This window comes from Pseudoroseomonas cervicalis ATCC 49957, assembly GCF_000164635.1.
GTDB lineage: Bacteria > Pseudomonadota > Alphaproteobacteria > Acetobacterales > Acetobacteraceae > Pseudoroseomonas > Pseudoroseomonas cervicalis.
Map to the genome: position 1 here is coordinate 286,738 of NZ_GG770781.1, position 11,810 is coordinate 298,547.

Consider the following 11,810-nt stretch of genomic DNA (forward strand, 5'->3'; position numbering starts at 1 on the left):
GCCAGCCGCGCCGCCGAGGGCCAGCCCGCCCCGGTGCAGCCGGTGGGCGAGGTGGCGGAGCTGGCCGGCTTCTATGCCGGCATCGACCTGGCCGTGAACCCGCACCAGGGCGGCACCGGGCTGAAGATCAAGACGGTCGAGGCGCTGGCGCATGGCCGGCCGGTGCTCGGCACGGTGGACGCCTTCCTGGGGCTGGAGCCGGAGGCGCCCTACCACGCCGCCCCCGGCGCCGCGGCGCTGGCGCCGCACCTGCTGCGCTACGCCGCCGAGCCCGGCTTCCGCGCCGAGGTCGCCGCCGCCAGCCAGGCGCTCTATGCCCGCTACGTCGCCACGGTGGAGCGGCAGGCCTCCCTGCTGCGCAACCGCGCCGCCCTGCGCGCCGCGCTGCAGCGGCCGCGCGTGCTGCTGGTGACCGACCTGCCCTTCTGGCAGGAGAGCCTCGGCAACCACGCCCGCATCGCCGAACTGCTGCGGGTCGGCCGCCAGCTGATGGATCTCGACGTCTTCGTGCTGCGCAGCCTGTCGCCGGCCGAGCGCGGCACGGCGCAGCGCTTGGTGGGCGGGCGCGGCCGGGTGTTCTCGTTCAAGGACTACCCGGCCGGCAGCAACCCGCTGCCGAGCTGGATCGAGACGGCGGGGCTGATGCAGCCCTTCGAGCGCACGCAGTTCGCCCGCGCCTTCTTCGGCGCGCTGGAGGCGCATCTGGCGCAGCACAGCTACGCCATCGGCCTCGTCGAATACATCCGGCTGAGCTACCTGCGCCACGCCAAGGGCTTCCCGGCGCTCTCGGTGCTCGACACGCATGACGTGATGTCGCTGCGCGCGCAGAACTTCGCGCATTTCGGCCTCGACCACCACATCCGCATCGAGGTGCCGGACGAGCTGCGCATCATGGACGGCTTCGACCTGCTGCTGGCGATCCAGGCGGAGGAGCACCGCTTCCTCTCGGGCAGCCTGCCGGGCAAGTCGCTCTACCTGCCGCATTCCATGCCGGCCGCGCCGCGCATCGACAGCAGCCGCCCGGCGAGGCGGGTGATCTTCGTCGGCGGCGACAGCCCGATGAACCGCGACGGGCTGCGCTGGTTCGTCGAGCAGGTCTGGCCCTGCTTCCAGCATGGCGAGGCGGAGCTGCATGTGGCGGGCGGCGTTTGCGAGACGCTGCGCGACCTCGCGCTGCCCGCGCGGCGGATCGTGCTGCACGGCCAGGTGGCCGACCTCGCCGGCTTCCTCGATGCCGGCGACATCGGCATCAACCCGGTCTTCTATGGCGGCGGGCTGAAGATCAAGACGGTCGAGTATCTCTGCCGCGGCATCCCCTCGGTGCTGAGCGAGGAGGCGGTGTTCGGCATCGAGGGGGGGGCGGGCGAGGCCTATCTGCTGGCCCGCTCGCGCGCGGAGTTCGTCGCCGGCCTCGACCGCCTGCTGCGCGACCCGGCCGAGCGGCAGCGCCTGTCGGCCGCGGCGCATGGCTTCGGCCGTCGGCATTTCGGCCGCGCCGTGTCGCGCCGGGCGTTGCAGGCCATCGCCGACCAGTCGCGCGGGATGGAGGCGCCGCCGCGCCGGGCCGCCTGAGGCGGCGGGCTCGTCCTCCTGGCGCAACGAGGCCGCTCCGGCTAGCCTGCCGGGCCGGGCGGGGGACGGCGAGGAAAACAGGTCCGCAGCGGACCGGGCGGGATGCAACGTGCCTGGCCGGGAGGCCGGCGCGACGGGGAGCCATGGATGGTCATTTACTTCTCCGAAAGCCTGCAGATCGCGATCGACTGCGTCGCCCTGCTCGGGCCACGGCAGCATCTGATCTGCGGCTGGGTGATGACCCCGCGCGGCACGCCCTTCGACATGCGCGTGCTGGGGCCGCAGGGGCATGAGCACCGCGCCGCCTTCCGCCTGCTCTACGCCCGGCCCGATGTGACGCCGCCCGACCCGCAGGCGGCACTGGTCAGCGGCTTCACCCTGGTGGTCGAGGGGGTGCCGGAGTCCGGCGCGCTCGAGGTGATGCTGCGCTCGGGCGAGCTGGGCGGCCGCATCAACCTGCGCGACAGCAGCATCAGCCGCGACCTGCAGGCGGTGATCGCGGGGCAGGACTGGCGCATCAATTTCCGCCTGCTGCGCGCGGCGCTGGAACGCGGCGAGGGGCTGCCGCTGATGCGCCACCAGTACCGCCCCTATGGCGCCTTCGCCGCCTGGATCGCGCGGCTGCCGCTGGTGAAGCAGCGGGCCGAGCAGTTCGGCATCATGGCGCGGCTGGAATGCCTGGCCTCGCCGGCGGGGGAATACGCGCTCGGCGTGCAGTTCGCCGGGCGGCCGGAGCGGCGGCTGCAGATCGAGACCATCGCCATCGGCGCGCTGCGCGCCGAGGATGGCGGCCCGGACGAGATGGTGCTGCTGCCGCAGGAGGATGGCGTCGCGCATCAGGCGGCGAATTTCGGCTGCGCCTATGGCCGGGTGCCGCCGGCGCTGCTGCCGCGGCTGCGCCGGCTGGAGCTGGTGGCGCAGGTCAGCTTCGACGAGGAGATGCTCTGGCTGCGCGCCGAGCCGCGCGCCGAGCCGGTGCCGGGCTTCCTGGACGGGCTGGCCCTGCTGCCCGGCGAGGCGATGGATGGCAGCATCGCCGCGGCGCTGCTGCAAGGGGTGCTGGCCAACCGCGAGCGGGGGATGCTGCCGGCGCTCGAGGCGCTGGCGCGCGCCACGCCGCGCCCGTCCGGCCAGCCGGGGCTGGCCATCATGGTCGGTGTCGACGAGCCGGCCTGCGTGCCGCTGCTCGACATCCTGGCGCCGCGCATCGAGGCGATGTGCGAATCCCTGCTGCTGGTCGGCCAGCGGGCGGAGCAGGCGGTGCAGGTGTTCCGCCGCCGCGGCCGCATCCGCGCCAGCACCGAGCGCGAGGCGGCGATCGCGCTGGGCCGCGCCGCCGAGGCGGGGGCGGCGGTGGTGCCGCTCGACCCGCTGCGCCTCGGCCGCGCGGTGATCGAGGATGATCTGGCGGCGCTGTTCGCCCACCGGCTGGAGGGGGAGGAGCTGGCGCTGCTGCGCCATTTGCACGCCGCCGCCGGCTGCAGCGCCGACCTGGCCGACAGCCTGGCGCGGCTGCTGCGGCTGCGCGAGCAGCCCGGCCAGCCCTGGCAGCCCCCCGGCCATGCCTGGCGCAGCCCGCTGGCCGCGCATCTGGCCAATGCCCATCTGGAGCGGCTGTGGACGCTGCCCGCCCGCCCCCTCCCGGCCGAGGCCGATCCGGGCCCCGCCAGCCCGGCCCCCGTCGAGGTCCCCGCCTGATGTCCGACCGTCCCGCCATCTGCGTCATCGCCCATTCCCATCCGGATTTCTCCAAGGGCGGCGGCGAGGTCTCCGCGCATCGCCAGGTGCTGACGCATCGCAGCGTGGGCCAGCGGGCGATCTATGTCGCCGCCTCCGAGGTCAACACCGCCTACGCGGCGCAGCGGACGATGGATCTCGTCATGCCCTATGCGGAGGACGAGTATCTCTTCGCCTTCGGCGGCATGGACCCGGACCGGCTGTGGTGGGACGACCCGTTCCAGCGCCGCAACCTGGTGCGCTTCCTGGCCGGGCTGCCGGTGCAGGTCTACCACTTCCACCATTACTGGCGGATCGGCGCCGACATGATCTCGGAGCTGATGCAGGCGCGGCCCGATGCGCGCTTCGTCATCACGCTGCATGAGATGCTGGCGATCTGCCTGCATCACGGCCAGATGATCCGCACCCGCGGGCGCGAGCTGTGCCGCGCGGAATCGCCGCTGCGCTGCCTCGGCTGCTTCCCCGACAAGGCGATCGAGACGATGGTGCTGCGCAAGGCGGTGCTGCTCGACACGCTGCGCCGCTTCGACCATGTGCTGTATCCGAGCGCGTTCATCCAGGCGCGCTACGAGGCCTGGGGCCTGCGCGGCGTGCGCGCCAGCGTGCTGGAGAACTACCTGGGCGACGAGCTGCTGGCGGTGCCGCGGCCGCCGCCGCCCGCGCCCGCCATGGCCAAGCGCTTCGGCTTCTTCGGCCAGCCGACGCCGTTCAAGGGGCTGGACATCCTGGTCAAGGCGCTGTCGCTGGCCCTCGTCGAGGACCCCGACATCACCCTCACCGTGTTCGGCGCCGAGCGCGAGGACATGCTGCGCTTCTTCCCCGAGACCAAGACGATCATCGAGGACGCGGCGCACAGCATCGCCTTCGCCGGGCGCTACGACCCGGCCGATGTGCTGTCGCTGATGGGGGCGGTGGGCTGGGTCGTCATCCCCTCGATCTGGTGGGAGAATTCCCCCGTCGTCATCCAGGAGGCGCGGCGCGTCGGCACGCCGCTGATCGCCTCCGACATCGGCGGCATGGCGGAGAAGGTGCGGCACGAGGTGGACGGGCTGCATTTCAAGCGCGCCTCCCCCGTCGACCTGGCCCGCGTGCTGGTCGAGGCGGGCCGGCCCGAGACGCGGGCGCGGCTTGGCGTGACGGTGCGCGACGTGATCGGCAAGGAGGAATTCCTGGCCGGGCTGGACGCGGCCTTCGCGCCGCGCGGGGCGATGGCAGAGGCGGCGCTGTAGACCCCCCCTCCCCTGCCCCATCGCGCCGGGCTATGGCTGGGGCGGGAGGATTTTTCCATGTCGGTTCTGGTCGAGGTCACGCGCGGGGGGCGGGTGGAATCCCGCCATGCCGGCGCCTTCGCGGTGGTGGATGCCGAGGGCGCGCTGGTGCTGTCGGAGGGGGATATCGACCGTCCGGTCTTCCCCCGCTCGGCCGTCAAGCTGATCCAGGCGCTGCCGCTGGTGGAGAGCGGCGCCGCCGACCGCTTCGGGCTGGATGACGAGTCGCTGGCGCTGGCCTGCGCCTCGCACAATGGCGAGGAGCGGCATGCGGAGGTGGCGGCGCGCGGGCTGGCGCGGCTCGGGCTCGACGAGGCGGCGCTGGAGTGCGGCGCGCACTGGCCGAGCCTGCCGGCCGCCAGCCAGCGCCTGGCACGGCAGGGTGCCTCGCCCAGCGCCCTGCACAACAACTGCTCCGGCAAGCATACCGGCTTCCTGTGCCTGGCCTGCGGCCTGGGCGCCGAGCCGCGCGGCTACATCCAGCCGGAGCATGCGGTGCAGCGGTCGGTGAAATCGGCGCTGGAGGAGGTGACCGGCTTCGCGCTGGCGGAGGGCAGCCATGGCATCGATGGCTGTTCCATCCCGACCTATGCCATCCCGTTGCGGGCGCTGGCGCTGGGCTTCGCGCGGCTGGGCAGCGGGCATGGGGTGTCGCTGGCACGGGCGCAGGCGGCGGCGCGGCTGCGCCGGGCGGTGGCCCGGCACCCGTTCATGGTGGGCGGCACCGGCCGGTTCGACACGGTGGTGATGGAGGCGCTCGGCGAGCGCGCCTTCACCAAGACCGGCGCCGAGGGCGTGTTCTGCGCGGCGCTGCCGGAGCTTGGCCTGGGCGTGGCGCTGAAATGCGAGGATGGCGCGGGCCGCGCGGCGGAGGTGGTGATGGCCGCCCTGCTGCTGCGGCTGCTGCCGCTGTCGGAGGCCGAGCGCGCCGTGGTCGCGCCGTTCGCCGCCCCCGTCCTGCGCAACTGGAACGGCATCGAGGTCGGCCGGCTGCGCGCGACCTTGCCGGTGTGACGCCGGCCGCCAGCGGCGGCCGGCCCCGAGGGAAAAAAGATGGGGTCCAGGGAAATTCCTTCCCCTGGCCTGTTTTGCCTATTCCGGCGCCTTCGCCGCCGTGCGCGCACAGGCGATGACCGCCTCCCGCAGCGTGCCGACAACCAGCGGCACGCCGAGCGACTGGTGCAAGGCCTCGTCCAGCGCGTTGTCCGGCGTGGCCCAGAGCCCGACCATCAGCGGCAGGCGCGGCAGGCGCTGGCGCAGGCGGCGCAGCAGGTAGCGCAGATGGGTGGGCGCGCCGCGCATCTGCACGGCGCAGATGCAGGCCATGCGGGCCTCCGGCGCGTCGAAATGGCCGATGGCACGGCGCGACACCTCGGCATAGGAGATGACGCGCGCCCCAAGGCCGTGCTTGCGCAGGATCTGCGCCAACATGGTGGCGGAGACCTCGTCGAGCGGCCCGCGCCCGGCGATGCAGAGCACGGCGCCCTCCGCCTGCCAGGCGGGCGGGATGCTGTCGGCGGCGGGCAGCGCCATGGGGGCGGGGCGCGGCAGGCGCTGCTCGGCGCCGGAGAGGCGCAGCATGCGGCCGGCGCCATTGCCGGGGCTGGGCGGGGTCGGCTCGGTATCGTCGTGCTCGTCCAGCGCCTCGGCCAGTTCGGTCACGCTGTCGCGGATGCGGTCGAGCTGGGCCGGGGTGACCAGGCCGCGCCGCACATCGGCCGCGGCGAGTGCCAGCCCCTTCAGCGCCACCTCGTCATAGTAGGAGGAGAGGGAGCGTTCCTTCAGCAGGGCCTCGGCCTGTTCCTGGGCCTCGTCCGGATCGCCGGCCAGGGCGCGCTGGTAGAAATTCTCCACCGGGGTGAGCGCCGGCCGGTCGCCCAGCAGCACGTCGAGGAATTCCAGCCGCTCGACATGCCGCCCGAGCACGACGAGGCAGAGGGTGACGGGGGTGGCGATCAGCAGGCCGATCGGGCCCCAGATCCAGCTCCAGAAGATCGCCGCGATGATGACCGAGACCGGCGACATGCCGGTGCTGTGGCCATAGGTCAGCGGCTCCACCACATGCGCCGCGATCGGCTCGACGGCCAGGAAGAGGGCCGCCGTCCACAGCGCCATGGACCAGCCGGGATCGACCGAGGCGGCGAGGCCGATGGGCAGCACGGCGCCGAGGATGCCGCCGATGAAGGGCACGAAGCGCAGCAGCGCCGCGACCAGGCCCCAGAGCAGCGGGCTGGGCACGCCGATCACCAGCAGGCCGAGGCCGATGATGGCGCCGAAGCCCAGATTGATGCAGAGCTGGGCCAGGAAGAAGCGGCTGAGGCGATAGGCCGCGTCGTCCATGGCGATGGTGGTGCGGTGCAGGTCGGTCGAGCCGAAGAGGCGGATCAGCCGGTCGCGCAGGTCCTCGCGCTGCAGCAGCACGAAGATGGTGACGATCAGCACGATGCCCGCCTGGGTGAGCGGCCCGGCCAGCGGTGCCAGGAAGGCGCGCACCATCTGCATCGGCGTCATGTCGGGATCATGGATCTCGACCGGCAGGGGGGGCGGGGTGGCATCGCCCTGCGGCACGATGGAGGGCACGGCCGGGGGGGCGCGGCCGAAATCCGCGCCGAGGCGTTCCACCATGGCGCCGACGCGGCCGATGGTCATCTGCCGCAGCGTGTCCAGCTTCTGCTGGATGGTGTGCTGGTAGAGCGGCGCATTCTGGGCCAGCTCGGCCAGCTGGGCGCCGATCAGCGCCGCCGCGGCCAGGATGATGCCGAGCGCCACCAGCACCGCCAGCAGCACGGCGGTGGCCCGGCCGATGCGCAGCCGCCGCAGCAGCCGCACCAGGGGCGAGAGCACCAGGCTGAGCAGGATGGCCAGCGTCACCGGGATCAGCACGTCGCGGCCGAGATAGAGCCCCGCGATCACCACCACGCCGCCGGCGAGGGTGGTCAGGCTGCGCAGATCGGGGGTCTCGGCCGGGGCGACCTTGGCCCTTGTCGCCGGGCCAGGGGGGCGCAGCGGGGGTTCGGGCATGGGGTCGGTCTCCGGCGGGGGTTGAATCCGCTGGGCTAACGCGCCGCACTGCAAAAAGGATACGCGGGGGACAGGGCGTGGACTTTGCCGACCTGGCCGTGGCTGGCCCTGGGCCTCAGCGCAGCAGCTTGCGCACCGGCGGGGCGGAGGGGTGCAGCAGCAGCCCGTCCGGCGTCAGCTCCACCCTGGCGTCGCGGTAGACGGCCTGGGCGAGTTGCAGGTTCTCGGTGAAGGCCGCCTTGAAATGCTTGCGCAGGCGGATGCCGGCGCCGAACTGGGTCGCCAGCGCCGTCCAGCTGATCAGCTTGCTGTCGTTCAGCGAGTGCAGCCGGTAGGCCAGCCAGCAATAGACGTCGAGCGCCATGGAGGAATTGCGGATGTGGCGGATCGCCGCCTCGTCCAGCGGCACGGCGTGCTGGCGCAGCTGCTGGAAGAAGCTCTCCGAGAGCCGTGCGGTCTCGACGAAGAGATCCCCCTGCCCGCCCGGCGCGTTCGGGTCATCGACGAACATGGCGATGTCGACGATGTTCTGGTTCACCAGCACCGAGGTGCCGTTGCGGGTGAAGTGGAAGGACAGGCGGCAGCGGCTGATGCGGTCGGCCTGCTCGCGCACCAGCTTGGTCGTCTTGCCACCCACCGAGACGCCGAGGCGCCCTAGGAAGTCCCGCAGCGAACGTCCCAGCTGCACGTCGCGCGAGCCGGTGCGCAGCGCCTCCGACTGGAGGTAGATCAGGATCAGCCGGGCGATGGCGCCGAAGGGCACGCCGACATGGGCCGGCGTGCCATCCGGCCCGAGGCGCACGCCTGGCTCGACCAGCAGCGTCAGGCTGTCGGTCTCGAGCTTCCAGATCGAGGCATCATCCGCCGGGCGCCGGTGCGGCAGCGCGGTCTGGCACCACCCGGAATGGATGTAGCCGATGCCGACATCCTCATCCGAGGCCCAGGACGCCGCCGCCTCGACGATGCGCGCGCCGCGCCGGCCCTCGACCAGTTCCCGGCTGGCCTGGCGCCCATGCGTCTCGATGAGGGTGTGGACCGTGCCCATGACCATCCGCTGCTGCTTGCCGGCCGGACATTGGCGCGGCGGCTCCGCCCTGTCGACGTGGACTCTGCCGACCCAGAGCTAGTTGGAAGATATTTGTTCTTAGTATTTGTATATGCCGGCAAAGTCCTCGGGATAAGGCGCGCAAGCCTTTGTTCCGCCGTGACGCCCGGCGGCAGAGTCCACGCCCGGGCCGGCAGGGTCCACGCCGGTGGCTGTGGCCGACTCGCAAGCCTCTGGAAAACCGGTGCAGGGGCGCATCGAGGCTTGCGGTCCTGTGGACTTTGCCGACCGGCTTCGGCCCTCGCCAAGCCCCTGATCCGCTGGAAAGGCCGTGTTTTCCGCTGGCGCTGCGGCATGCCTGGGCCGGGTCGGCAAAGTCCACGCGGCTGCGGCGTGGAGCGCCGCCTCGGATGCGGGGCGCGGGCTGCGCCGTGGGATGGTCGCCAAAGTCCACGCCCCGCACCGCAGGCCAGGGGCCGCGATGCGGGGCGTGGAGGGGGTCACCCCCCCTCCCCTTCGCGGAAGTCGCGATAGAGCGCGTCCAGCCGCGCCACCAGGAAGCGGCCGAATTCCGGCTCCAGCCGCTCATTCACCGTCAGCCGCAGCCCCTGCGGGCCGGGCTCGATCTTCACCAGCGGGTCGCCCTGGGGGGTGCGCCACCACGGGTCGGCCTCCACCGCCGGCTTGCCGTCGCGCAGCGCCGCGAAGACGCGCTGGAAGCGGGCATCGCTGTTCAGCGCGCGGAAGCCGGGGCTGGCCATGGCGCGCTCGGCCAGGTCCGCCGCGCCCGCCTCGGCGAAGAGGCGCTGCAATTCCAGCCAGCGCGGCCGCCCGGTGCGCGGCGCCGGGCCGATCGCCAGGATGACGGCGCGCGGGATGGCGCGCACCACCTGGAGGTAGCGCGTCATCTCCGCCGACTGCACGGCCAGCGCCGCGTGCAGGGTCGGGCGGTCGAAGCCGCGCGCCTCCAGATGCGCGGCGAAGAGGGCGCGCTCGATGAAGGTGAGGTTGCGCCGCTCGATATTCTCCTTGCCCTGGGCCACCACCAGCTCGGCGTCGGACAGGGCGCGGATCACCGCCTTGATCGGGATGCCGAGGCGCTTCACCGCCAGCAGGCGGCGATGCCCATAGGCCATCTGGTAATGGCCCGGCTTCTCGGGGTGGGGCCGCACCAGCACCGGCACCTGCTGGCCGGAGCCGGCGATGCTCTGCACCAGCTCGGACAGCTCCGCCTCGCTGTCGCCGGCGATGCGGTCGGCGACGAAGGAGGCCTCGACCAGCGCCGGGTCGAGCGCCACCACCGTCTCGCCGCCCTCGACGCGGGCGCGCAGCGCCTCCGCCTCCTCGCGCAGCTGGCCGAGGCTGAGGCCCATGGCGCGCACCGCGCCCGAGGGGACGCGGGCGGTGGCCGGGGTGGCGTCCGCCGCCTCCGGCGCCTCGGCCGGGCCGGCGCCGAGCAGGCGCTTCAGCGTGTCCTTGCGGCTCATCGGGCGGCGCGGCCCCAGGCCTGGGCGACCAGCTGGCGCACCTCGCCATTCACCGCGTCCAGCGCCTCCGCCGCGCGGTTGTAGGTCTCGCGGCTGAAATTCTGCGGCCCCACCTCGTAGAGGGTCTGCTTGGTCAGCCCGGCATCGGAGATGGCGGTCGACTTGATCATCGGGTTGGTCAGCACCCGCTCGCCGAACAGGCTGCGCAGGAAGCCCACCACCTGGGTCTGCGGCCCGTCCTGCGGCTCGTAGCGGGTGACCAGGTAGCGCAGGAAATCATAGTCGAGCCGCCCGCCCGCCTCCCGCACCACCGAGAGAAGATCGGCCGTCATCAGCAGGAACTGGCACATGCTGGCGATGTCGAGCATCTGCGGGTGGACGGTGATCAGCACGCCCGTCGCGGCGCAGAGGGCGGCCAGGGTCAGGAAGCCCAGCTGCGGCGGGCAGTCGATGACGACGATGTCGTACTCCGCCTCGACCGTCGCCAGCGCCTCGGTCAGCCGGGTGAAGAACAGCGTCTCCTTGGCCCGCTCGGACTGCGCCAGCATGCGCGGCGTGTCGTGTTCGAACTCGTGCAGCTCCAGATTGGCCGGCACGATGTCGAGCCCGGCGATGTAGCTCGGCCGGATCACCTCGCGCAGCGGCTTGCGCTGCCTGTCGTAGCGCAGCGCGGCGTAGAGCGTCTCGTTCTCGCCGATATCCAGCTCGGGCTGGTAGCCGAACAGCGCCGAGAGGCTGGCCTGCGGGTCGAGGTCGAGCGCCAGCACCCGGTGCCCCTGGAAGGCCAGGTACTGCGCCAGATGCGCCGCCGTCGTGGTCTTGCCGGAGCCGCCCTTGAAATTGGCCACCGCGATGACCTGGAGATGCTCGCCTTCCTGCCGGCGCGGCGGGGCCTGGCGGTTCTTCCCCTTCAGCAGGCCGCGCAGCGCGTGGATCTGCTCCAGCGTGTAGGCGCGGCGCCCGCCGGGGCCTTTTTCCGGCACCGGGCCTTCCCCGGCGAGCGCCAATTGGCGCAGATAGGAATCGCTGATGCCGAGCAGGCTGGCGACCTCGCCGCTGGAGAAGCGGCGCAGCGTCTTCTGCGCGGCGGGGGGGAAGATGCGGTTGCGCAGCAGGGCGAGCTGGGCGCTGAGCGCCCTGGCATCGGCGCCGATGCGCTGGTCGATCGGCTCGGGCGCGGCGGTGGTGGCGGACATGGCCGACGCTTTTCTCCGGAAATGAGGCTTTTCAGCGTTAGCACAACGCTGTCCCGTCGAATACAGGCTTGGCCGTTGACAGCTGTCAACGGCGCCGTGGCGCTCCGCGGCGTCGGCCACCGCGCCGGCCTCGCCATTGACAGCTGTCAACGCCGCCTGCCCTTGTTGCGCCGCAACCGGATGGCACATGCAGCGCCGGAGGAGCGAACCGACCCGCCCATGAGATGCCTGACCTTGCTGGCCACCGCCCTGGCGCTGGCCCTGACCCTCTCGCCCGCGCCACTGTCGGCGCGCGACCCCGCGCCCGCCGGGACCGCCCTCGGTGTCGGCGCGCTTGGCCGTGTGGAGCCCGCCTCGCGCATCCGCCGCATCGGCGCGCCGGGGGGCATGAACGTCACCCGGCTCGGCCGGCTGCTGGTCGAGGAGGGGCAGCGCGTCGCGGCGGATGAGCTTCTGGCCGAGCTGGCCGACGCCCCCCAGAAGG

General features: G+C 72.6%; 9 protein-coding genes. 5 read left to right on the forward strand and 4 right to left on the reverse strand.

Translation table 11 applies throughout. The features are described from left to right. The 4 genes from HMPREF0731_RS23290 to HMPREF0731_RS16360 all read left to right on the forward strand — a co-directional run. Nucleotides 1-1,572, forward strand: a 1,572-nt coding sequence (locus HMPREF0731_RS23290; RefSeq protein ID WP_007005285.1) for a glycosyltransferase family 4 protein, incomplete at its 5' end; no start/stop codon positions are given. A gap of 147 nt (nucleotides 1,573-1,719) precedes the next feature. Further along, nucleotides 1,720-3,270, forward strand: coding sequence for a hypothetical protein (locus HMPREF0731_RS16350; protein WP_007005286.1), 1,551 nt, complete (start codon nucleotides 1,720-1,722; stop codon nucleotides 3,268-3,270). Beyond that, on the forward strand, nucleotides 3,270-4,538 hold the full coding sequence (locus tag HMPREF0731_RS16355) for a glycosyltransferase (protein WP_007005287.1): 1,269 nt from the start codon (nucleotides 3,270-3,272) through the stop codon (nucleotides 4,536-4,538). The genes HMPREF0731_RS16350 and HMPREF0731_RS16355 overlap by 1 nt, the downstream gene beginning before the upstream one ends. A 57-nt stretch (nucleotides 4,539-4,595) precedes the next feature. After that, a complete protein-coding gene (locus tag HMPREF0731_RS16360) occupies nucleotides 4,596-5,591 on the forward strand; it encodes an asparaginase (protein WP_007005288.1) in 996 nt (331 codons plus the stop codon). A 78-nt stretch (nucleotides 5,592-5,669) separates the two neighbouring features. On the opposite strand, the gene HMPREF0731_RS16365 is transcribed toward HMPREF0731_RS16360, so the two are convergent. The 4 genes from HMPREF0731_RS16365 to repA all read right to left on the reverse strand — a co-directional run bounded on the left by HMPREF0731_RS16365 (nucleotide 5,670) and on the right by repA (nucleotide 11,326). Next, nucleotides 5,670-7,598, reverse strand: a complete 1,929-nt coding sequence (locus HMPREF0731_RS16365) for an AI-2E family transporter (protein ID WP_007005289.1) — start codon at nucleotides 7,596-7,598, stop codon at nucleotides 5,670-5,672. Nucleotides 7,599-7,713: 115 nt separating this feature from the next. Then, complete coding sequence (locus HMPREF0731_RS16370; RefSeq protein ID WP_040613648.1) at nucleotides 7,714-8,643, reverse strand: replication protein RepA; 930 nt, start codon at nucleotides 8,641-8,643, stop codon at nucleotides 7,714-7,716. Between the two features lie 500 nt (nucleotides 8,644-9,143). Next, entirely contained in the window at nucleotides 9,144-10,130 is a 987-nt protein-coding gene (repB, locus tag HMPREF0731_RS16375) for a plasmid partitioning protein RepB (protein WP_007005291.1), read from the reverse strand. Beyond that, the gene (gene repA / locus HMPREF0731_RS16380; protein ID WP_007005292.1) at nucleotides 10,127-11,326 is read right to left on the reverse strand and encodes a plasmid partitioning protein RepA; all 1,200 of its coding nucleotides are present in this window, start codon (nucleotides 11,324-11,326) and stop codon (nucleotides 10,127-10,129) included. The genes repB and repA overlap by 4 nt, the downstream gene beginning before the upstream one ends. Nucleotides 11,327-11,560: 234 nt before the next feature. Between repA and HMPREF0731_RS25655 the strand changes: the two genes are divergently transcribed. Further along, nucleotides 11,561-11,810 (forward strand): hypothetical protein (locus HMPREF0731_RS25655; protein ID WP_040613651.1); only part of this gene is annotated, 250 nt, incomplete at its 3' end.

Bases quoted from the DNA above. Each gene is read 5' to 3' on its own strand.
- HMPREF0731_RS16370 (WP_040613648.1), bottom strand. From the start codon at position 8,643: ATGGGCACGGTCCACACCCTCATCGAGACGCATGGGCGCCAGGCCAGC.
- repB (WP_007005291.1), bottom strand. From the start codon at position 10,130: ATGAGCCGCAAGGACACGCTGAAGCGCCTGCTCGGCGCCGGCCCGGCC.
- HMPREF0731_RS16350 (WP_007005286.1), top strand. From the start codon at position 1,720: ATGGTCATTTACTTCTCCGAAAGCCTGCAGATCGCGATCGACTGCGTC.
- repA (WP_007005292.1), bottom strand. From the start codon at position 11,326: ATGTCCGCCACCACCGCCGCGCCCGAGCCGATCGACCAGCGCATCGGC.
- HMPREF0731_RS16365 (WP_007005289.1), bottom strand. From the start codon at position 7,598: ATGCCCGAACCCCCGCTGCGCCCCCCTGGCCCGGCGACAAGGGCCAAG.
- HMPREF0731_RS16360 (WP_007005288.1), top strand. From the start codon at position 4,596: ATGTCGGTTCTGGTCGAGGTCACGCGCGGGGGGCGGGTGGAATCCCGC.
- HMPREF0731_RS16355 (WP_007005287.1), top strand. From the start codon at position 3,270: ATGTCCGACCGTCCCGCCATCTGCGTCATCGCCCATTCCCATCCGGAT.